At 47.2% G+C, this 22739-nt stretch carries 14 protein-coding genes and 1 pseudogene; 3 read left to right on the forward strand and 12 right to left on the reverse strand.

What is annotated here, in order from left to right:
* Positions 1-133: 133 nt before the first annotated feature.
* The 3 genes from ACFQY8_RS00460 to ACFQY8_RS00470 form a co-directional block, all read right to left on the reverse strand.
* The gene (locus ACFQY8_RS00460) at positions 134-1405 is read right to left on the reverse strand and encodes an MFS transporter (RefSeq protein WP_377937567.1); all 1272 of its coding nucleotides are present in this window, start codon (positions 1403-1405) and stop codon (positions 134-136) included.
* Positions 1402-3603, reverse strand: coding sequence for a beta-glucosidase family protein (locus ACFQY8_RS00465; protein WP_377937568.1), 2202 nt, complete (start codon positions 3601-3603; stop codon positions 1402-1404). The genes ACFQY8_RS00460 and ACFQY8_RS00465 overlap by 4 nt, the downstream gene beginning before the upstream one ends.
* A gap of 189 nt (positions 3604-3792) precedes the next feature.
* A complete protein-coding gene (locus ACFQY8_RS00470) occupies positions 3793-4491 on the reverse strand; it encodes a TetR/AcrR family transcriptional regulator (RefSeq protein WP_377937570.1) in 699 nt (232 codons plus the stop codon).
* Between the two features lie 210 nt (positions 4492-4701).
* Here ACFQY8_RS00470 and ACFQY8_RS00475 point away from each other — a divergent pair, with 210 nt between their 5' ends.
* The 3 genes and pseudogenes from ACFQY8_RS00475 (at position 4702) to ACFQY8_RS00485 (ending at position 6290) form a co-directional block, all read left to right on the forward strand.
* Positions 4702-5406, forward strand: coding sequence for a DUF3800 domain-containing protein (locus ACFQY8_RS00475; RefSeq protein WP_377937572.1), 705 nt, complete (start codon positions 4702-4704; stop codon positions 5404-5406).
* A 165-nt stretch (positions 5407-5571) separates the two neighbouring features.
* Positions 5572-5655 (forward strand): MerR family DNA-binding transcriptional regulator, encoded by an 84-nt coding sequence (locus ACFQY8_RS00480; protein WP_377937701.1) that lies wholly within the window; start codon positions 5572-5574, stop codon positions 5653-5655.
* A gap of 216 nt (positions 5656-5871) precedes the next feature.
* Positions 5872-6290 (forward strand): annotated as a pseudogene (locus ACFQY8_RS00485) (TipAS antibiotic-recognition domain-containing protein).
* A gap of 141 nt (positions 6291-6431) precedes the next feature.
* On the opposite strand, the gene ACFQY8_RS00490 reads toward ACFQY8_RS00485, so the two are convergent.
* The 9 genes from ACFQY8_RS00490 to ACFQY8_RS00530 all read right to left on the reverse strand — a co-directional run bounded on the left by ACFQY8_RS00490 (position 6432) and on the right by ACFQY8_RS00530 (position 22611).
* Positions 6432-9038: a glycoside hydrolase family 2 TIM barrel-domain containing protein gene (locus ACFQY8_RS00490; RefSeq protein WP_377937574.1), complete on the reverse strand. Its 2607-nt coding sequence runs from the start codon at positions 9036-9038 to the stop codon at positions 6432-6434.
* Between the two features lie 312 nt (positions 9039-9350).
* Positions 9351-9800 (reverse strand): hypothetical protein, encoded by a 450-nt coding sequence (locus ACFQY8_RS00495; protein ID WP_377937576.1) that lies wholly within the window; start codon positions 9798-9800, stop codon positions 9351-9353.
* A 1-nt stretch (position 9801) separates the two neighbouring features.
* Complete coding sequence (locus ACFQY8_RS00500; RefSeq protein WP_377937578.1) at positions 9802-12927, reverse strand: glycoside hydrolase family 3 C-terminal domain-containing protein; 3126 nt, start codon at positions 12925-12927, stop codon at positions 9802-9804.
* A gap of 327 nt (positions 12928-13254) precedes the next feature.
* Positions 13255-14949: an MFS transporter gene (locus ACFQY8_RS00505; RefSeq protein ID WP_377937580.1), complete on the reverse strand. Its 1695-nt coding sequence runs from the start codon at positions 14947-14949 to the stop codon at positions 13255-13257.
* The gene (locus ACFQY8_RS00510) at positions 14949-17609 is read right to left on the reverse strand and encodes a family 78 glycoside hydrolase catalytic domain (RefSeq protein ID WP_377937582.1); all 2661 of its coding nucleotides are present in this window, start codon (positions 17607-17609) and stop codon (positions 14949-14951) included. Before ACFQY8_RS00510 ends, ACFQY8_RS00505 begins: the two co-directional genes overlap by 1 nt.
* Positions 17610-17766: 157 nt before the next feature.
* Positions 17767-19056, reverse strand: coding sequence for an ATP-binding protein (locus ACFQY8_RS00515; protein ID WP_377937584.1), 1290 nt, complete (start codon positions 19054-19056; stop codon positions 17767-17769).
* Positions 19053-19763 (reverse strand): LytR/AlgR family response regulator transcription factor, encoded by a 711-nt coding sequence (locus ACFQY8_RS00520; protein ID WP_377937586.1) that lies wholly within the window; start codon positions 19761-19763, stop codon positions 19053-19055. The genes ACFQY8_RS00515 and ACFQY8_RS00520 overlap by 4 nt, the downstream gene beginning before the upstream one ends.
* Positions 19764-19863: 100 nt before the next feature.
* The gene (locus ACFQY8_RS00525; RefSeq protein WP_377937587.1) at positions 19864-21219 is read right to left on the reverse strand and encodes an MFS transporter; all 1356 of its coding nucleotides are present in this window, start codon (positions 21217-21219) and stop codon (positions 19864-19866) included.
* A gap of 93 nt (positions 21220-21312) precedes the next feature.
* On the reverse strand, positions 21313-22611 hold the full coding sequence (locus ACFQY8_RS00530) for a Fic family protein (RefSeq protein ID WP_377937589.1): 1299 nt from the start codon (positions 22609-22611) through the stop codon (positions 21313-21315).
* Positions 22612-22739: the final 128 nt, after the last annotated feature.

Consider the following 22739-nt stretch of genomic DNA (forward strand, 5'->3'; position numbering starts at 1 on the left):
ATGGTTCATCCCAATAAATACAAGGGGTAAACAAGCATAACAGCAACACAAAATGTCCTATAAGCCAAAAGCTGACTACTTAGTTGCGACAAGTAGCCAGCTCACTGTAAGAGACTTAAATTATGTAATTCCCTTACTTTACCTTCTTAATGAAGAGAATCAAGATCCCACCCACGATTGCGAAGCATGCGGAGATTGGGAAGAGACCCTGGTATCCCCACACAGCAATGACAGATGCTGCCACAACTGGACCGACTACCTGACCACCGGTGTTTGCAAGGTTGATAATGCCAAGATCTTTTGCTGCTGTATCTGGATCTGGGAGCACATCCACATTCAGTGCCTGATCTACAGCGTTGAACATACCCATACCAATACCGACGAGAAGTGCGAATGCAATCATGACGCTTGGATTTGCGCTGAAGAATGGCACAAGAGAACCTGCAGCCACGAAGACAGCACATGCCACGACTGGAAGCTTACGCGAGCCAATGCGATCAGAGACTGGCGCAGCAATCAAGGTCATACCAATCGCGGTAACCATCATGCATAGGTTAATAATCTTGAGGTATCCAGAGGCGCCGTCTGCGGTCTGCTTCATGTAATCAGTCAAAATGTAAAGCTGCACTCCTGCCACAGTAAACTTTGCTGCAACAATGAGGAACTTTGCTACGAGAGCCAAGTAGTAGTCACGGCAATTCTTGGTTGGGAATGCAAAGTGCTGAGCAAATATCTTCCACGTGAACTCGCCCTTTGGCATGTCAAGGCTGGACTTTTCGCGCATAAGTACAGCTGCAAGAGGACCACCAACCATTGCTGCAATAGCAAGAATGACAATACCACCAGAAACGTTCTTCACGAATGGAGCTGCAACCATCTGGCCACCGTAGATACCTACGGAATAGCCAAGAGCGTAGAAGGACGTAATCATACCACGGTTCTTTGGAGCCACACGGTCAGCGAGAACTGCAATGAGCGGAGCCACAACTGCATTGAGGAATAGCTGATACAAGCACCATACTGCCACGAGAACTGGTACAGATGTCACCACGTTCAGCAGAAGCAAAGTCAAACCAGAAAGCACGGCACCGCATACAATCCATGGCGTACGGCGACCCCAACGGCTACGTGTCAAATCAGACAATGCGCCAAACACAATATTTGCAATTGCCGCCACAATCATTGCTGATGTAGAGAGCAACGCCAAAACCGTTGCCTTCTGGTCTCCCACTAGTTGTGCCACGCGAGCTGGGAGCAGGACACCATTGACACCCATATATGGACCCATCCAGAGCAACACGCCCAGAATCAGAGCCACGCCTACATTCAGTGGAGCCTTCGACTGCTCGTCGTCGCTCACCGTTCCTTTCCACGCAACAGCAGCTGTTGCAGTTTCATTACTCATAATGCTATCTCCATTGATAATGCTTCTTCATCGCCCCAGAATGAAGCAACTTCAAAGCGAACATTTCCGCCACTAACGACGATTTCTCTCTTATCCACATTCCACGTACCGATGCGACTTAAATCAAGATTGACCGTTGCACCAACCGAAGAATGCGCTGCCACACGTACCGTAGCGAAACCAACGAGCTCACGCTCGCCAGTGCGCTCACCATCGAGCCGTGTAGCATAAACCTGCACAACCTGAATACCGTCCACATCACTTGTGTTATGTACTGTCACTTGTGCAGTTGCCAATGCACTCTCACGATGTGCATCGCGTACAGCAAAATCTTCATATGTAAAGTTGCTATACGAAAGTCCATATCCCAATGGAAAGAGTGCAGTATTCCCATTCTTTTGAATGAGGCGCTGACCATACCATCGCGTGTACATCACAGCGTGGGCTGCTGAGTCAAACTCAGGGAGATCAGCCTCACTGCGCGCAATAGCGAATGGTAGCCTGCCTGATGGGTTTGCATCACCTGCAAGCACGTTAGCCAGCGCATTGCCACCTTCCATACCGGAATACCAGCCAACTAGCGTGACTGCTGGAACATCAATCCAGTCATCAACAAGTACCTCACCCGCAGATACCATCACAACAATGGTGCGAGGATTTGCTGCGCTTACTTTCTTGATAAGCTCCACATCTTCATCATGGAGACGAACTGATTGGCGATCTCCACCCACAGCATCCGAACCGAATGTAGACTGTCCCGCTTGAATAGAACGATTTACAGCATCAATCATTTTTTGCTCATCATCGTTCTTCGGAGTTGGAAGCAAAGCCAACATACTTGGATCCATACTTGGCTTCAAATACTCGCCTTCATCATTTGCTGTGTACCCCACCACGACTATTGCAATATCAGTATTTGCAGCATTCTCAGCAGCCTCGTCTGCAGCAAGCACAGTAGCATCTGTTACGTTGTTTTTGCCAAACTTTGCGGTAATTCCTTCAAGAGCAGTCACTACGTACGGCGCTCGCACATTCGACGAGCCATCGTCGCCAGTGTTCTTGAGAGCAGCAAGTTTACCCGCAACTGTAATAGTTGTAGTTCCAGCTGAAAGTGGAAGCACATTATTTTTGTTGGTCAGCAAAACCATAGAGCGCTCAGCAACTTCCCGAGCAAGATCTGTATGAGGCTTGCATGCTGGCTTGATGAATGCAGAATCTTCCTGTTCCAAGCGCTGCGCGTAGTAGCGAAGCTCAGTAGCGATGGTATTGACGCCAACTTTGCGCACATCATCCCAATCAAGTTCACCGTTCGCTATTTGCGTTTTGAGATGCTCCGCACGCTGCTGGCGGAATGGCTCTTCAATGTTAAGACCAGCTTTTACAGACTTTGCAGGATTGCGCAGTCCCCACACGAAGTCAGAACCGACAATGCCATCAAATCCCCAGTCTTCGCGCAGAACTTGAGTAAGTAGATATTCGTTCTCACCGCAGTACTCACCATTGACCATGTTGTAAGCGCTCATCACGCCTTCAGCACCGTTATCAATAACTTTCTTGAAGTGAGGCAAATAGTCTTCATGGAGAGTTGCTTCATCCACGGTAACATTAACTTGGAAACGAGAATTTTCCATTGAGTTGCAGGCAAAATGCTTCACGCATGCCATAGCATATGGCTTGACACCACGTGTAATAGCCGCTCCCATCTCACCCAAAATAAGTGGATTATCTGAGTATGATTCCTGAGCGCGGCCCCATGCTGGATGACGAGGCAAGTTAATGCAGACACCACCAAAGTATGTGCCACCGTTGTAACGCACTTCTTCTCCAATAGCCTTACCAACGCGCTCTTCAAGTGCAGTATCCCACGTGGCTCCGCGAGCCATAGATACAGGGAAAGTTGTTCCGTGGCCACTCACACAACCGCGCGGACCATCCACAAAGCGAATTCCCGGAATGCCAAGTCTTTCAATCTGTCCCATGATATATGGACGAACGTTATAGCCCTCACTCAAAATTGCACGACGACCAACCCAGTAGGTTACATCACCGTCGAGAAGCCACAAGCGCTCATCTTCAGTTAGTTGATTGTAGAGCGTCTGCGCTTCGCTGCCAGAATCTGCGCCAGATTTCACACGCTCTACAGCATTAGCAAATGCTTTGGCGCTCTCGTGAATGGTTTTCTGTCCATCGCGTTCCATTGCAAACCCCTTTGTGCGCTGGTACGTTTTAAGTGTTTTAGTCTTATTTGTCTGCATTGCTCGCTGTATCCGTTTGGTTCTACAGTCAGCAATATTCTTAATTAACAACGTAGTTAATTAAGTAATTATCATAATAGATACATTTAATTTACTTGTCAATAAATTAGGTACAAAACACCGATGCTAGGACTACTTCTTTTTCTTCCACAAATGCTGCGCATGGTATTCCCACTGCTCCACTACGTTTACAGTGTCTGGGTTGCGCAGCCAACGAATCTGCAAACCATCCATAAGAGCCAACGCAGCCAACGCTTCCGCACGAGGATCCTCAAAACCGCTATTGCTCGCAGCATGTTCGAAGAGAGAGACTACACGGTCTTCACGCTTGTTGAAATACTCATGAGCTGGATGATCCGCAGAGAGCGACTCGGCTTGCAAAATCGTGTAGAGCTGCACCATGCGTGGCTGAGAAAAATTGATATATACAAAGGAACTTGCGAAATCATACAGACCAATTTTGTTCCGCCCACCACGAATTTCATCCACACTCACTTCTAGATGGTCTGCAACCTGACGAATATCCATATCATCGCGATATTCCAACACAGCAATGAGTAGCGCGGTTTTGCTCTTGAAATGATAGACAACTGCTGGCTCACTCAAACCGAGCTCGTCTGCAACCTCGCGAATGGAAAAACCCCAGTATCCTTTGCGTGAGATAACCGCCGTGGCTGCGTGAATAATTTGCATGCGGCGAACACTTGGTTTGAGACGTGTTTGTTGTTGAGTAGAGGAAGAGGCAGAGCTTGGGGAGGAGCATACCGGGCTCAACGAGCGCACAGATTCCGTCCACTTTGTCTTCTTTTGAGACTCTTCAGAATCAGCCACCCGAACACCTCTTATACATTTCCACGGTTGAGATTAGATATATTCACTATAGCGAGGCTAGGGAATTTACAAGGCTCGGAGACAAAATCATACATTGACTTGTAATATTCTTCATGTTAGAATTACTTAAATCTGGGCTGGTTGTAAAACCCTGGTCCACCCTTCGGCGGGGACTTTTTCCCCGCCACTTTTATGCCAAGGAGTCGCTCAATGTCAGAGCTGGGCGTATTTATTGATGAGTCAGGCGATTTCGGACCTTATAAAACGCATGCACCTTTATACATAATTACTCTAGTTTTCCATGAACAAACACGGGTTGATATTTCAAAACAAATTGAACATTTGAAAACTCGTTTGGTTGAACAAGGTTTGTCCGAAAATCATGCAGTTCATTCAGCTCCTCTCATACGAAAAGAAGGCGACTACGTAACATTTAATCTTGTTCAGAGACGAAAAATATTCAAAGTACTCTTTGACTTCATGCGATTATCAGATATCTCTTATAAATCATTCATTTTTCATAAAAAAGAACTTCCAAATCACGATGCCTTGGTCAGTAGAATATCACGTAATATCGGTCATTTTCTGAGGGAAAATCTTGATTACTTGATGTCTTTTGACAAAATAATTGTGTACTCTGATAACGGTCAGAAAGAAATTACCAATCTAGTAAATACACTTTTCAATGCTTATCTTGAAGCAGAAGTAAGGAAAGTATCACCATCGGATTACAGCCTTTTCCAAGCAGCAGATATGTTTTGTACACTTGCTCTTTTAGAAGAAAAACTATCTTCGAATTCACTGAGCAAATCCGAGAGCACATTCTTTGAAAAAGAAAGTAAGCTAAGGAAGAACTATTTAAAGCCTGCACGAGTAAAACTTTTTAAATCTTCTCAGCAATTTAGAAGATTCTGATGGAGCAATTATATTGGTATTCCTCATTCTAGTAATTCTTCCCCAACCACGGCACTCCGGAAGTTGACCCTCACGTTACGTCACCCCTGAGAATACAAATATGACAAATCACAACGATGCAACAGACACAGATGCAACCGCAGATGATGTATCACGATTAGTGAAGTGTCGCAGCTTGTACATGTGAGTGTACGCACACTGCGTTATTGGGAAGAATATGGGGTTATCAACTCTCCTGAACACACGTGACCAAAACTATCGCTTGTATGACAGCAACGACATCTGCCAATTGCAACAGGTACTCATTTACCGTACAACCGGAATGTCATTGAGCGATATCAAAACCATCATGAACTCTGGCGAAAATGCGGTCGAACTCCTCAAGCATCAATGTGATGTGCTCATACAGAAGCAGACTCAGCTTTCCACAATGATGGATGCTGTAGAAAACTATTGGGAGATAGCATGGGTGACGCAAAGCTCACAGTCAAGGAAATTGCAAGTATTTTCAACGAGGGCGATTTGCCTCAGTGGCAAGAAGATGCGCAGAATCAGTGGGGCGATACGAAGGAATGGACTACGAGCGCCGACCATATCGTCAACGCCACGAAAGAAGATATGACTGCTATGGAGCAGGACATGGATGAGTTCGAAGCACGCTTGAAACAGACTATGTGCTCTGGCATAACTACCGGGAGCGATGAGGCAAATGCTCTCGCCGAGAAACATCGCACGCTCATCAGCCGTGCTTTCCCGTGAGCCTCGAGCAGCAGGTGCTCATCGCTCGCACATATATCGACAACGACAATTTCACACGTCACTATGACTCACGTGCAGAAGGTCTCACGCAGTGGCTCAAGGGAATTATTGAGGCGAATGCCTAGGCTCAGGGTGTGTATATTGACCACGTTAAGTGGAAGTAAACGTGGCTAAGATAACCTCAAAAGTAAAAATGGTTGCCTTCCCTGATAGCAAGAGGACAACCATTTTACGTTCAGGACTTTGTTTGACTTCCTCGACTTAATTTAGAGCTTTGCTGAAGTCTCTCGACCTTTTTCGTCGCGCACAGTTAAGCACACAGCTCTGGTTTCAGCAGTGCCCACTTCAACCATGCCAGTTCCAGCCGCATCATCGTTCACTTCCACGACCGCAAGTCTCCCCCGCTTGTCAGAGAACTTCACCGTCGCAGGCTTACCATCAGTTACTTCCACGACCGCAAGAGTACGACCATAGTAGGTATCGGACGTAGTGCCCACGTATGCGTACTCATTGTACGGAGCTGCAGAACCAAAACCGAGTAAGCGCGCGCCTTCACCTTCTACAGTTGCAGTAATTTCAGAACGCTCCAAAGGCTTAACTATACCGCTCTCATCGGTGTAGTCCACGTTAATGAACTTCACAGACTTACCCTCGTGAGTGCGAACGCCGCTCTCAGATCCGCGCTCATCCACAGAAGCAGTCAAAACAGTCTCTCCTTCAGAAGACTTCAATGCGAAGCGGCCGAGTTCCTTACCGGATGCATCGTAGGACACAGCTTCTACAGCGCCCGGCTTCCATACAGTATCAAAACGAGCCACGCAGTTGCCGCTCATTTTCTTGCGCTCTACTTCCTTACCATTGACCAACAAAGCTACCTGAGCCGCACGTGCGTAAACTTCCACGCGAGCGGGCTTACCCTCGCAGCCTTCCCACGCCCACGACACCACAGCATTGCTCATCTTCCACGCACTTGGGGAGTGCTTATCCTTGGTGTGGTTGACAGGAACAACTGCAAGGTATGGACCCCTATCCGGCGTACCATCCGCCTTCGGAGCCTCCAATGCCACGCGCGTGTAGAGCGCTTCACCGAGTGGATTTCCAATCAAATCCACACGACCAGATCCAGCAGTCAGCCAGCCGCAGCGCTGGTCACGAGGTGCATAATCCTCATATTCCCAGCCGCCCACACCGGTCTCGCCCAAGTAATCCATACCAGCCCAGACGAAGTCACCCACGAGTCGAGGCTCACGCTTGGCAAGTTCGCGGAACTTATACGCATCAGAGCAGAAGGTTTCTGAGCCCAGAATCAAACGGTGCGGATACTTCTTCAAATCATGCTTGTAACGATTGATGCCGTAGTTATATCCGGCAATGTCCATTGCGGCGAATGCATCCTTGGTTACCCAGTCGCACGGAGGCATACTCGCGCCAATCTTCATGAAGTCAGCGCCCATAATTCCTGCCATCTGGTTAAAGAACTCAGAACCGGTCGCTTCATGTTTTACCGCTTCACCTTCACCAGCTGCCTTGCGCTTCTCAGCCGCTTCGGCTTCCTTTGCAGCCTTTTCATCGGAGTACTGTCCGAAGCCAATCTTGTTGAGGAAATTGAAGAAGATATTGATGCCGCAGGTCACTGGACGAGTGTTATCCAAAGAGTGCAGGAAGTTAGTGAGCTCCTGAGTGAGTTTGATGCCCCTCTCCTGTGCAGTTTCTGCTACTTCATTGCCCGTGGAATACAATACAACGCTAGGGTGATTGCGGTCTTTCATCACCATGTCATAAAGATCTGTCTTCCACCACTCGTCGAAGTAATCGACGTAATCATGCTGAGTCTTGTGAATATACCAATGGTCGATATATTCATCCATGACGAGCACACCCTGATGGTCGCACGCTTCAAGCAAAGCCTTGGAAATAGGGTTATGCGCAGAACGGATTGCATTGTAACCTGTATCTTTCAAAAGTCGTACGCGACGCTCTTCCGCTTCTGCGAAAGTAGCGGCACCAAGCACACCATTATCGTGATGAATGCACGCACCCTGAATAATTACGCGTTTGCCGTTGAGCAAGAAACCCTTGTCCCCCCACTCGAGAGTACGAATACCAAATGTAGTACTGAACTCATCGCGAGCACCATTTTCACTCTCATAGGAAACGGTTAGAGTGTACAGATGAGGAGTATCGAGATCCCACAGCTGCGAGTTTGGAATGTCAATGAATTTAGCACCGCTCGCACCCTTGGAATCAGCCTCAAGAGTGATAGTTTCACGCACATCCGTGCCATTCACAGCCACCGTTGCCACGCCTGCAGCAGTAGCATCTACGCTCACTTCGATGCGAGACATACCACCCTGAACAGCATCCACCGTGCGTACAAAAACAGGATTCTGACTCAAGCGCTCTTTATCAGACGCGGCAGTCCACACCTTGACCGGACGGTAAATACCCGCGCCGGAGTACCAGCGAGAATTTGGCTGATCATTGTTGCGCGCAATTACCTTGAGCACATTGTCATCACTGCGCACAAGCTTTGAAGACAAATCGACGTAGAAGTTCGTGTAGCCATAAGGACGAAAGGCAAGCTTTTCGCTATTCAGCCAGACTTCCGCATTATGGTAGACACCTTCAAATTCAAGCTCGACGTGACTTCCATCAGAAGGAGCAAGCTCAGTGCCATTGAAGCGCTTCACATACTCATAGTCAGCACCCTCAAACCAGCTTCCGTTCGTTCCCGAAGATGCGAGTTCGCTGCGTTGTTCGTACAGCATAGCGTCATGCGGAAGTTCTACTGGCGCAAATTCACCATCAGTCTTGTCGAGTTCACCATTGATACGGCGAAAAGCCCAACCGGCGTTGAAATCTACAGCTTGCATCTTTGCTCCTGTGTAATTCGAATTATTTTCAAGCAAAATCTACGCTTCATGGTGTGTAGTTTCACGTGAAACTTGTATAAATTCTCTCTATAAAAGTCTATGAAAGCGCGATAATGCGCGCATCTAAGCCTGCACGAAACGCAGTTTAGACTTCGCGAAAAGCGTGGGCGAACGTGCGCTCGCTTTCATCATGGTCCCAGCATAAGTAGTAACAGCATAGGCAGCCAACATAATGCAAAAGTGCCGAGCAAATGAGAATGGAAACCTGCCCGGCACTTATAACTGCACTTCTTACGTAGCTGAAACGAGCTCTTAGTCCTCACTCTTATTCACTCGAGTGAAGGAGGCGGCCACCGCTGCCACAACCGCAACAAGAAGAGCGACGATAGCATAAATAGCACTCTGCGTGTCTGCGAGAGTTTGTGCATTCTTGTTGAAGGTCAAAACACTCGCAAACAGGTTCACTCGATCAGCGATAAACACTGCCAATCCCCAAGTGAATAAGATACCTACCGCCAAGTGAGCGATATCTACTACCCATCGAAGACCCTTGTTTTCAGAAACTTTGCCAGATGCCGCAATGATGAAGATAGCCAAAAGGATACCAATCACACCGCCGACAGTGGTAACGAGGTTGATCTGGAGGTTTCCATATGTAGCAGTCTTGCCATTAAGGAAGTAAAACACGAAGCCTACAAGCTCAGCGATGATTGCTACAGCTTCTGCATAGAAACCAAATGCCTGATTCTTCAAGAACTTCATCTTAGTTCTCCTTTCCTGCTGCTACAGCCTCTACAGTTTCCTGTACAGAGCAAGTGAGCTTACGACGACTGAGCACATACATCACAGCACTTGCAAGGACAAGAACGCCAGAGACACCGCTGACAGTGTAGAGTACGTTGTCATACCATGTGTTGACATGCACCAAGCGAGAGGTGGTGTTCAAGCCATCCATCGCGCTAGAGTTTGCCATTGCATAGTACTCCCAAAGCATGTTCTGCTTCAAAGCTGCGGAGAGCTTGGAATCAGCTGCTACATCCTTCTCGTTAAGGTACGGCCACAACTTCACAACTGCTGCCATGGAGTCATCACCCGTAGAGGAAGTGAGCTGGATACCGTTGTAGATAGAAGCGCGCAAGTTCTGATACTCGTTGTCTACGATGAAGTCCTGCTCAATGAGACCCTTGAAGCCCCACTCCTCGCGAAGGATGTTGTACATGATGCCACGATGCGCATTCATCGCAGCAACACCGATACGGTTGAAGGCGGTCATCAAACCAAGAGCATTACCAGTTTCAATTGGAGCCTGGTTTGCACGAAGTTCACCTTCACGTCCCTTCTGCTCATTCATGAAGACTGCCACGCCAACGCGGTTGATTTCCTGATCGTTGAATGCAAAGTGCTTGGTAGTGAGAATCAAACCGTAAGGCTTAGAACCCTGAATAGCTGCGAGAGACTGGTTTGCGGTCAAAACAGGATCTTCAGAGAAGTACTCATGGTTACGAGCGTTGTAAGCACTACGATGCAAGTTCACGCCAAGCCCCCACAAGATTGGAAGGTTTGCCCAAATGGTGTAGTTGCCAAGCCACTTACCCCAGTCTTGAGAAAGCTTCTTGCTGAAGGTCTGTGCAAGAACGGTTTCAGATGCGAGGATACCGCCGTTGAAGTTGACGTTTTTGTCGTTCTTAGAGATTACATATGGGTCGCCAGAAGACTTGTCGTAGTTCGCATACTGACCAAGTGGGTAGTTGTTAGCACCGTTAGGACCATCAACCTGCATAGCTTCTGGAGAGCTGATAGACATAACAGACTTGGAGGATGTGCCGCCGAAAGCAGTACGGATAATTGCTTCGGAGAGCTTCATCTGGTTCATGAGCTTCTTGAACTTCGGGTCGTCAGGGCTCTTTACATTCTTGAACGCTGCAAGGCTCTGGTTTCCGGAAGCACCCCAAGTTGTCTTTGGAGCATCATTGTTTGGCTTGATCTGATATGTATCGTTAGTCAAACCACCCTTGAGCATTGTGGCAGTGGCAGTAATGTCCTTATATGCCTTTGGATATGTAGCATCCCAGTTGGAACGAGACAAGTAGGTGACAGTGTTTGGCAACCAGTGGTTGAGGTCTGCATCAGCCATCTGGTTTTCTACCTTGGTGCCGTTCTTGGTTACTCCGAATGTAGTGGTATCGAGTTTATCGAGAGACCATGTAGCAGTCTGAGCAGTGTCGCCCTTAACATCTGCACCGTTAGCTGCGAGAACGTTATTTACTGCTTCATGGGAACCGTTACCCAGTGCGAAGGTGTACTTACCTGCATCAAGGATGTAGGTACCCTTAGTACCCTTGAGGTTCTGAGCAGTGGAATCCCAGCTTGCCATATCCTGCATATCAGCCGTAATGGTGACATTGACAGACTGACCAGACTGAAGCTCATCAGTCTTGCCATAGTCGAGAAGCTGTACTGCAGCCTTTTCAACTGCATGCTGCTTATCGTAAGAAGTGTATGGAGTAGAAACATAGAGCTGAACTGTGCTCTTGCCTGCTACCTTTCCAGTATTCTGTACTGTTACATTTGCAGTAACAGTCTTCTTAGCCACGTCAACATTTACGCTGTTCAGTGTCTGCTTGAAAGTGGTGTAAGAAAGACCATAGCCGAACGGATAGGTTACTTCGGAGTCATAATTCCAAGCACTTCCATCGGAAGAACCCTTAGTGGAAGTTGCATTACCCTGACCGTCTACAGCATCAGCATAGCGGGTCTCGTAGTACTTGTACCCAGTGTAAATGCCTTCGGCTTCTACTAATTCAGAGTTGATAGTGTGCTTTGGATTTGCATTCTTGAACTCATTGTCACCGTAGTTGACAACTGCTGGAGCAGATTGGTTGTTCTTTACCCAGGTATCAGTCAAGTGGCCGGATGGATTTGCGGAACCGTTCAAAATGTCAGCTACACCATTGAAACCATAGGAACCAGGAAGGCTAATGTCGAGAATTGCATCAACGCCTGCGTTATCCTGAACTTCTTGAAGCTGCATAGCAGAGGAAGAGTTGACCAGAACGATGACCTTACCGCCGTGAGCCTTCTTGGCTGCAACTGCAGTGTTGATGAGCGCACGCTCATTATCGTTGAGACCGAGTGGATCAGACTGGTTCAAATTATCCTTAGGGTTGACACCAGCCTTGCCAGGAAGGTACGCGCGGTTTTCACCTGCTGCGCGTGCAATCGTGACAACCATCACGTTATCCTTATTCAGGGAATCCTTCCACGAAGAATCTGCCTTGTTTAGGTCCGCTTCTGATGGTTCTTTGTTGGTGAAGACATCTCCAATTGCTGGAGCAGTGATGCGGGTGTACTTGGAAACGTGTCCCCAGTTGTTCACCTCGGTAGTGAACTTACTCTTCATTCCGTTGTACATCTTCTGCAACGTTGGATTAATCTTGAAGCCCTTGTTATTCAATGCATTTACGAGATCAACGGATGGAGCATCGGTGTCCATATTAGGAGCATCAATGGAACCCATATCGCCACCCTTAACGGGGAAGTAGCTAGAGAAACCAAGGAGGGAAACCTTCTGAGTTTCATCCTGGCTCAATGGCAAAGCGTTATTAGTATTCTTCATCAGGACAGAACCTTCAGCACTGACCTGCTCGCCGAGCTTTGCACCTGCCTGAACAAGTTCCTTAGTGGATGTGTAATCAGACTTGTGAGTGTAAGACTTTGCTGCGTCAACGGTGGAGCTAGAAGTCCACTCAGTGCTGTGTGTGCCAAGCAGCTTGTTGATATCAGTGCGGAAACCTGCTACCGCGCTGGTGACGGTCAGAGACAATGTAAGAACCGCAGCGAATGTCGTTGTAGCACCTCTCCACGCCCTCGATGGCGTACCTTTCTTCATAATTCCTCCCTTGTGAACTGAAGAATCGAAAGCTTTAGGAGTAGAAGAATTCGAGGGGCGTAAGTCAATGAGGACTACGCAATTCATCTGCGGATGCGCGTCTCAAACAATACCGCTTTCCTTCCACTCTGAAAGATTTCTCTGCATTCTAACCTATGAACTTTCGCAGTCAAGCTCAACATCATCTTCATAAAACGCAATTTAATCTGCATGAAATGCGCGCCATTTTATATCTCGACATGTTCGAAAGACAGAAGCCGGAAGTATGCAATTTTGTACGCAACTTCCAGCTTCTATCTTTATCACTATGACGCTTTGACTGTCACTTTAGAATGGCAACTTGAACTTAGAGTTTGCGCGCTTTTCAAGCTTTACCTGATACTTCGCTTCTTCTTCCTCGAAGTTCAAGCCCAACTTCACGCACTTTGCACGAAGGTCAGCAATGCGAGCTTCTTCCGCTTGCCGATCAGCCTCTTCCTGCTCGCGGCGCAAACGCTCTTCAGGCTCTACCCACTCATTACCTGCAGCGAGAACTGTGGCCTTCTGGTGTTCAAGGATAACCTTATGGTCATCTTCCACATGCTTTTCTACATTGAGGAAAATCATCAAAATTGCAATGGCTGTGTAGGCAATCAGTTCTGCGCCGAGGAAGCAGCCTGCGAGCACTGCCTGGACACCGGCATTTTGAGAAGTTGCAGTTGGGTTGTAGCCAGCAGCAGAAAGCATTGCGTTGATGAGACCGTTACCGAGACCGGTCATACCTACCATAATTGCGCCATACACACTCATAGTGAAGCCATCAGAGCGGAAGCCATTCTTTGCTTCCAAGTGATCAAGCACGTCAGAGAGCAATGCGAGGGTGACATACATAGCTGGGATAGAACCCACACCCTTCAAAACCACGCCAAGGCACACAATAACGAGGTTATGAACATTGAGGAAGCTGACAGCACCGCCAATGACGGAGATGACCATTCCCCACATCACAGCGTTACGCTTACCTAACTTATGTGCAATTGGCCATGCCACAATCATGCCGACCGCGGTAGGAATACCGCCGATAAGCCCAAGAGTAGACATAGCTGCCCCTGCAGTCTGTTCGGTGTTAATGCCATCAAACATCCAGCGAGTGTAATAGCTGATAGAACCGTTCTTCACCATGCCAGAAAGCTGGAAAAGGAGGAAATAGAGGATGATGATCCACCAGTAGCCATCAGTCATGCAGACCTTAGCCTGCTTGCCCATGGAAATTTTGTCTTCCGTGATGTTGAGCTTTATGTTCTCTTCAGTAATGCGCTCACGAGTGAAGTAGTACTCGAGCACGATACCGAGGGCAGTAATAATGCACAATGCAATCATGGCAATGCGCCAGTGAGCATAGCTCGTTGCTACATCAATTTTCCCATCACTATTCGCAGAGAAGAGAAATGCTTGGAGAAGAATAGGAACGAGAATATTTGCTGCAATACCGGTAGCTGCTACACCGGAAGCATTAGAGAAGGTAGCTAAAAGACCACGTTGATTGGAATTACGCGTGGACAGAGCCACCATGGAGCTATGGGCGGTGTAGAAAAGTGGATAAGCCACTGCATAGTACAGGTTATAAGACAAAGCGATCCACGCCATCTGAAGAGCAGAACTCGTACCCTGTGGAGTCAAGAAAAGCAATGCAATTGCGATGACCACGAATGGAATGGAGAAGAACATATAAGGGCGAGACTTCCCCTGTGCAGTTCGAGTGTTATCAATCAGACGACCCACCACGAGATTGCCCGCGATGACGAAAATCACAGAAACCACGGGAAGTAGCGTAGAGAACACACCAAACCTTGTGAAATCAGTCCAGCCAAGCACATCCGAGTAGTAACGATTGAGATAGGATGCAAAAACTGCATTGGAAATAAATGCTAGGAATGGGCCTGCGAAGTAGCCCAGAAGCATTTCTGGAGCCTTTACATTTGCGGATGTAATGCGAGTTTTCAGCGCAGGCACTTCAAACATCTTTGTCATTGCACTTGCCATTAGGCACGAACCTCCTCGTTGGCGCGAGTTTCATTATTTTCTGACGTAATTTCAGGATGAAGAGTAGTGGTGTATGTGTGGGTCCCCGACTGGACTGTATACTTTTCTCCATTGGGAAGAATTACTTCGGCGCTCGTTCCTACTGGTACAGTCACAGTCAAGGCAAACTGCTTAGTTTCCTCATCGAAAGTCCATGAGCTTGCAGCCACACCGTATGGAGTTTGAACATTCGTTTCAGCAGAAGTGAGGCCACCACCTATAATCGGGGCTACGCGGAAAGTCTTATATCCTGCGCTCGTCTGTTCAAGACCCGCCACACGCTTATAGAGGAACGCACCCACAGCGCCAGAAGCATAGTGGTTGTAAGAAATCATAATGTCCGTGCCATCATCGCCAATAGGACATTCACCATTTTCATCTAGGCCATCCCAACGTTCCCAAATAGTAGTAGCCCCCTGCTTGACCTCATAGAGCCAGCTCGGGCATGCATCGTTCAAGAGCATCTTGTATGCTACATCAGCGCGACCATTATCTGCGAGCGCGAAGAGGATGTATGGAGTTCCTGGGAAACCAGTGCCAATCTTGTAGTCGTTCTTTTCTACGAGGCGCACGAAGTTTTCTGTTGCTGCTGCGCGCTGATTCTCAGGGAACATACCCAAGTAGAGCGGAAGCACGTATGCAGTCTGGAACTCATTCTTGAGCTTGCCTCGACCATCAGTAAAGACGTTGATATATGCCTGAGCTACGCGGTCTGCAAGCTGGTTGTACTTCTTTGCATCTTCTGTTTCGCCGAGAATTTCTGCAATGCGCGCAAGTGTGCGCGACGTGTTATTCAAGCTTGCGGTAGCTGTCCACTTGGAGCGAGACTGCCACTGAGACATCTGTGGCACATCTGGCGCTACCCAGTCGCCGAAGTGAAGCACAGATGGAGTATCCCATATGTAACGCTTGTCTCCTGTACCCCACAAATGAGCCCAGAAGAGGCATGCCTTCACGTATTTTTTCATAGTGTCATACATATCACGAAGAATCTGCTTGTCACCACGAGCCTGATACTCAGCCCACGGGACGAGCACGCACGCGTCGCCCCACCAATCGATGGCCATCTTCGGCATAGTGGCTGGGAATCCATATCCCTGGACTGGAACGGTGTTAGGAATGCCACCGCCATGAGTCTGCTCCGCCTTCACATCCTTGAGCCATTTGTTGAGGAAGCGGGACATGTCAAAGTTAAAGCATGCCGTTGGGCTAAAGACCGCAATGTCGCCCGTCCAACCCATTCGTTCGTCACGCTGTGGACAGTCGGTAGGAATATCCATCAGATTTGACTTAGATCCCCACTCGATATTTTTCTGAAGCCGATTAATCTGTGGGTTAGATGAGCTAAAATGACCAATCTGCTTCATATCGGAGTAAAGAGCCACGCCTTCTACTTCTACATCTTCCGCGCTCACTCCAGAAACGGAGATATAGCGAAATCCCATGTAAGTAAATTGTGGCTGATATGTCTGTCCACCCTCAGTAGCGGTGTAAACAAGAGTTGCTTGGGCAGTACGAAGGAAAGTAGTATTGAGACTCCCATCGTTATTGATAATTTCCGCATGCTTCACCATAATTGTCTGACCATTGTGAGCATTCTTGAGATGTAAGCGAACCACACCGGCAAAGTTCTGACCGAAATCATAGATGAGTTCACCAGAGCTCAAACGATTGCACGACACTGGAGTAAATACTTCGTGAACCTTCACACGAGCACTGTAATCAGCGGTGATTGTAGGATGAATGCGCACATTTTCCAGTGCGGCTGTTCTCCATGCAACCGACTTGCCACTAATGGTAGATACCGCATCTGCCGTAAAAGTGTCGCGAGCATCAAAAACTTCACCATCGTAGAGGTCAGCCGTCTTGACCGGAGAGTCAAGAGTTACTTGCCAGTTCGAATCAGTAGCGATGATTTCAGTAGTGCCATCTGTGTACTGCACACGAAGCTCAGCCAAGAATGCCTGACGAGGAGCAGTTACGCGGTTCACACGAGTGAACACAAAGGACCCTACTGCCCAACCGCCCGTTACCGTTGCCACAAGAGTGGAGTTGTGCGATGCAGCAAGTTGCTCGGTCACGTCGTACGCTTGATACTGCAAGTTGGTCTTATAGCTGGTGAAACCCGGAGCAAAATAGTAATCGCTAATCTTGTCACCATTGATAGTGACGTCATACATGCCCAGCGCAGTAGCATACAAACGGGCAGACTTCACGGCCTTGGCTGCATCGAGATTGAGTACACGGCGGAAAACCATTGGTCGCGGAGAGACCTTCTTTTCAGTGAACTTATAGTCGCCATCAGTGATCCACTGAGCTTGCCACGGAGTGCTTAAACGACCCGTTTCGAAAGAAGTCTGTGCTGTTGCAGTAGCACCGGACGTCAAAGTCACCAACAATTCAGCAGCATAAGAAGTAAAAGGCTCTAGTGCAGGACCCATGTACCGTACAGCAATCTGCTCAGTTGCATCAATAATCTGGTCATTTATAGATATAGTTGCAGATGCTACGGCATCGCCTTCCACCTCGCTAGTAACTACAAATGCAAAGCAAGGATGTTCCTCATCTGTCACACAGCCTGACTCTACGTTCTCAACAGTGAAACGAGTAATCTCTGCCATGATGTTGTCTTCCTTCTGCTTCGAAGTTTTCTCCAAAATCCAAACTTAGAAAAGGAAGAGATGTATCACAATGAGAACTTCATAAAAGGTACTATTTACTGCACGAACTACACTCAAGATAGCCCCAAAAGGGAAACATCGCAGCTACTCAGCTCAGCTATTGTAATGGCACCATAATATCCAATGTAAATATGCCATCTGCTGCTGTCACATTCATATAACCGTTATACTTTTCAGCAATCATATGCATAGATTTCATGCCGAAACCATGATAATTTTTATCCGCTTTGGTAGTCTGCGGAAGTTCATCTTCAAATTTTAACAGTCCGTCAAATGGATTTTCTACATGCAAGATGTACATTCCACGGTTGACAGTACCTTTTACACGAATCCATTTACGCTTTGGATCAGTTAACTTTGATACCGCTTCCATTGCGTTATCCATAGCGTTGCCAAACAACGAATAAATATCTGCAGATGTCATAAAACCTACGGGAGTGCCGTCAATCATACGATCGAACTGAATACCTCGCTGCTCGAGGATAAGGGAGCGGTTCGCCAAAAGGACATCCAAGGTGCCATTTCCCGTGCGAATGGATGAATCGTAAATGTCAACGAGATCTTTCAAATCGTCAATCTCTTCACGGCTAATGCGTCCATCCAGAACATTCAGCTGCTTCTTCAAGTCATGCGTCTTGATGTTGATAAGTTCAATAGTCTCCTTATCAGCGGCAAGCTTTTCACGCTGCTGAGCAAGCAACTGTTGAAGAAACTCATTATCACGCTGCGCATTATCGCGATCTGTAATTTCACGCAACAAACTGAGTAAGAAGATACACGTCACTAACCGCGTAAGAACAAACATGAAGTAGGCACTATTTTGTATATGCGACGTAGAAATGAAAGCATCAAACAACGTTGAAAAAACACTTACACAGAGCATGATACATACAGCGATAAGTACAAAGCTGGTACCGATGCGCCTTGGCGTCAAAGCATGCAGCGGTCGAACAAAAAGAAGACCTCCGAGAGCAACGAATACCACGAAGAGTAACGGATATTCGAGCCATCCTATATGTGCGCGATCTAGTAGCTTCCCGATGGCGGGGAACGTCACGATTACTATTTGAGCGCAGCTATATGCCACATGCTGCAATGCCACCGTACCTGCCAGATAAAAAGCAGCCTGACGCCATGTGATTTTCGCGCAAATCCACGCAGCCGCAAATGCCAGTCCATAAAAAATAATTCCACGGATAATCAAGCGCACAACATTTGTTTCAGGGATACATATTTCCCATACAGACGCTATGAGTACTGCCCCAACGCCAGAGGCTATCATACGTGCAAAGAAATTCTCTCGCTTCTCCACATGAAAGAGATACAAGCCAAGAATTCCAAGAAGCTCAAAAATGTATCCTGTATGTTGGAAATAATTTAAAATCATGCTATGTCATTTCCCATTGCAGCAGCCATACCCTGCATAAATTCTTTATGATATGCACGTCCAACTGGAATCTTCTCACCATTGCTCAACGTTATCTCAGAGCTACTCATAACCATCACATGTTGAGGATTAACCAAAAATGCTTTACTGCATCTCAAAAAACCATATATCTCCAACTGTTCTTGCACGCTTCGAAGGCTTCCTGCAGAAGTCATAATACCGACCTCTGTATGATATGTAACATTATGCCCACGCACTTCAACATATGAAATATCGTGCACACGTATGCGCTGAGCTCCACCCCGATAACTAATAACGACAGAACTCTCTGCTGTCTCAACGACAGAAACTGCTCGCTGGATTTTACGCTCAAAATCGGTATATATGTAAGGTTTAATGACATAGTCTAAAGCGTTTACTTCATAGCCTTGAGCTGCAAACTGCGCCATATTCGTTACAAAGATAAGTACGGTTTTTTGATCTACCTCACGCAACTTATGCGCCGCATTCATGCCATTCATGTTAGGCATTTCGATGTCCATAAAAACGATGTCCCACACAGGCTTGTAGTCACTTAACAACACAGTGGGATCAGTAAAACGAGTAATTTTGAACTGCGTGGAATGTGTAGCGCTGAACTGATGAAGATAGCTTTCAAGAGTAAATGCCGCTTTATCTTCATCTTCGACAATGGCGATAGTCAGCATATCATTCCACCAGCTTTCATGACAATAAAACACTCAAGTACTCCGTATACTGTGTACGATTCTACCTGAGTGTTTTCTTCTACAAATATAACGAGTGCAATTAGCGATTCAATGGATGTTCGTCTGTACCGTACTTCTTCTGTAATACAATCATAGTAAAACCAGCAACTGCTTCTATAATAACTACACCTACGAAACCCCACATCGTGCTTTTAATTACTGATGGCGCTACAAGCATTGGGGTTACAAGCGCAAAGAGACCATATATCAGACGTGAAAAACCATTGATAAAGCCTTGAACCGTCGCGCGTATAGAAATCGGGAAGGATTCTTGGGTCCACACCTTGTACATCGCTTCACCAGCGAGCGGAATACCTGCATAGAGAAGTGCAGTCGCTGTGATAATCACACCAAGACTTGCACCACCTAACGCCATAACAATAATGGAAAACAAAGTAAGAATAAGACCAGCATAGAACGCGCTATTACGATATTTACCACCCGACACAGCAGCAAAAACTATATTCAGAATCAGCGTAATAAGATTCAACCCAATACCCAGCGCTGTAGCTAATGTCTGATTTGCACCAGCCTGAGAAAACATATAAGTCTGGAACTGTCCCCATGTATTCGCCAAGAGATTCCACATCACATAGTAGCCAGTAATAGCACCCAGAAAACCAAGCAATGCCTTCTTCTGGGAGCCTAAGAGTACAGAAAAGACAGAGACTTTTTGAGTATCATAACCCTCTTCTGCTCGAGCTTGAATGTTATGACGTTCATCTGCTTCAGCATGAATTCTCTTCAAGCCTGAAGAAAATACTCGCCATCCCCACACTACTATTCCCATGCCAGCGAAGAACCCAAAAACAATGCGACCACCCATGGCACCTGAAAGACTGGAAACCAAGAATGCTGCAATGTAAGAAACAAAAATACCAATCTGCCAGAAAATTTGACTCGTTGACACGAGTTTTGAGCCCATCGCGGAGTTTGGGGCATCATAACTTAGTACGGTAATTGCAACTGGAATTTCTGCGCCGGATGCCACACCAGCGACGATGATACCCACGGTTAGCATCCCAAAATTCATAGCAGCCGCACACATAAAGGCACCTACAACATAAAGAGCACTAATCCAGTTGAAGAAATGAACACGTCCGACCTTATCTGCCACTCGCCCGCCCGCTAGAGAACCCAGTGCTATTGCAAATGACATGACAGCGGAAATAATTCCCACTTGAGCAGTGCTCAGGCTTAAGCCTTTCTGCCACACTGTAATAGTAGACGACAAGCCAACCAAAATACCTGAAGCGAGAGTAGCACCGATACCCGCCGCGAATGCTAGTTCTGTGTATTTACCTAATCCAGCCGACTGCTGCTTCGCATCCATGCTGGATTGTGTGAGAGTAGCTACCATGTTTCCTACTTTTTTGACTTCGAGATAAATGGTCATCCAGTGCCTTGTAAATGTCATGCATCGTAAATGACTCGTTTTACGAGCCACAAGTATAACGACACGGACAAGACTTCAAATCACCTCTAGGCTCTATCTCGCCTTCTTTCCCAACACATACATCCCTGCTCGCCGCCCGGCTCCTGGAATTTCTATCACAGTACCTTGTACCACCATTTCTTTGAGTATCTGTGCTACGCGATTTCGTCCCATCCCTGAGTATGTAGCGATGTCTTGTATCGTGAGCCCTATGTCGCGCTTATATCCATAAAGATCCTGTGCAAAGAGCAGCTGAGTGATGATATCTACTGGGAGGACGCCGAGCATTTCTCCCTCAAACGAGCGTGTCTCAAGAGCGTCATTGACATCACTCTCAGTTTCCAGAACGAACTTCAGCATGCGCTCACAAAACATCGTCAGTTCTGCACAATTCATACTGTCTTCCGCCTCTTCAAACGCTTTATAATACTGCGCCTTATGACCATGAATGACGCGCGAGAGTGAAGCTGCGACAGGGAAACACACAATTGTACTCAGGTGTTGCGTGAGCAGATATCTTCCCGTACGTCCGTTTCCGTCGTAGAAGGGGTGCACATATTCGAAGAGAAAATGGCACATAATCGCTCTGAGCAGTGCCGGAATGCGCTCATCGCACTGAAGCCTCAGCCACAACCGCATGTATTGCGTAATATCTGCCTCATTACGCACACCTTGATGAGTTGGTTCTAATCTACCGGGGTCATAAATAGCTACAGAATTTTTACGAAAAATCTGACCATCTACTTCATTGCCTTTTTCAATCTCTCCCTGCATGACGAGGTCGTATATGTCTCGAATTTCTTGGAGGGAATGTGGAAGAGCATCATGTCCAGTACCTGCTGCGCACTCGTCTGTCTCGCTCGACCCCCGTACCGTAAAGTACAGATGTGCAAGACTCTCAAAACGAATATGCTTCTTTGTGTGCTTTTGTGAACCGCTCACTGAACGAGTCTGGATATCCCTTTTAGCACCCTTTTGAGCACTCGAAACTGAAACCGCGCTCCACACTTCTTCCCATGATGAGTCGATGCTCTCAACTTTGTTTGTGCTCTCTATTTCCCTCGCTATGAGTGATTTTACGTATATATCTTGCGCGAAGTCCGGAAGGCGTTTCCACCTCACACGTACCTGTCGGTCAAGAGTATAAATGTCATCTATCATTCGCACGATATCCGCTGTCATCACGGCAAACATCTCATGCTGATTGCACTTGTTCGCTTCGCCGAGTGTAATTCCTGTCTTTATCACAGAAGGATGTGCAATACGCTCTTCGTAAAAGTATCGGGCTACCTGGTCTGGGCGCCGTGCACTACGACTCATCGCTACCATGCGACGGATGGATTTATATGTCATGTCGCACTCCTCTCCAGTACACGCCAGTAAGACACACAACATTCAATAATTTTGTTGCACTATCTTACTCTTTAAGTGCAACAAATAAAACGCTGCTGCTCGGTAGAGCAGTTCCCCCACAGCCATGC

Source organism: Alloscardovia venturai, from assembly GCF_042676605.1.
GTDB classification, from domain to species: Bacteria; Actinomycetota; Actinomycetes; order Actinomycetales; family Bifidobacteriaceae; genus Alloscardovia; species Alloscardovia venturai.

Coding starts and splice junctions, on each gene's coding strand:
- ACFQY8_RS00460 (WP_377937567.1), bottom strand. CDS start 1,405: ATGAGTAATGAAACTGCAACAGCTGCTGTTGCGTGGAAAGGAACGGTG.
- ACFQY8_RS00465 (WP_377937568.1), bottom strand. CDS start 3,603: ATGGAACGCGATGGACAGAAAACCATTCACGAGAGCGCCAAAGCATTT.
- ACFQY8_RS00475 (WP_377937572.1), top strand. CDS start 4,702: ATGTCAGAGCTGGGCGTATTTATTGATGAGTCAGGCGATTTCGGACCT.
- ACFQY8_RS00490 (WP_377937574.1), bottom strand. CDS start 9,038: ATGCAAGCTGTAGATTTCAACGCCGGTTGGGCTTTTCGCCGTATCAAT.
- ACFQY8_RS00495 (WP_377937576.1), bottom strand. CDS start 9,800: ATGAAGTTCTTGAAGAATCAGGCATTTGGTTTCTATGCAGAAGCTGTA.
- ACFQY8_RS00500 (WP_377937578.1), bottom strand. CDS start 12,927: ATGAAGAAAGGTACGCCATCGAGGGCGTGGAGAGGTGCTACAACGACA.
- ACFQY8_RS00505 (WP_377937580.1), bottom strand. CDS start 14,949: ATGGCAAGTGCAATGACAAAGATGTTTGAAGTGCCTGCGCTGAAAACT.
- ACFQY8_RS00510 (WP_377937582.1), bottom strand. CDS start 17,609: ATGGCAGAGATTACTCGTTTCACTGTTGAGAACGTAGAGTCAGGCTGT.
- ACFQY8_RS00515 (WP_377937584.1), bottom strand. CDS start 19,056: ATGATTTTAAATTATTTCCAACATACAGGATACATTTTTGAGCTTCTT.
- ACFQY8_RS00520 (WP_377937586.1), bottom strand. CDS start 19,763: ATGCTGACTATCGCCATTGTCGAAGATGAAGATAAAGCGGCATTTACT.
- ACFQY8_RS00525 (WP_377937587.1), bottom strand. CDS start 21,219: ATGACCATTTATCTCGAAGTCAAAAAAGTAGGAAACATGGTAGCTACT.
- ACFQY8_RS00530 (WP_377937589.1), bottom strand. CDS start 22,611: ATGACATATAAATCCATCCGTCGCATGGTAGCGATGAGTCGTAGTGCA.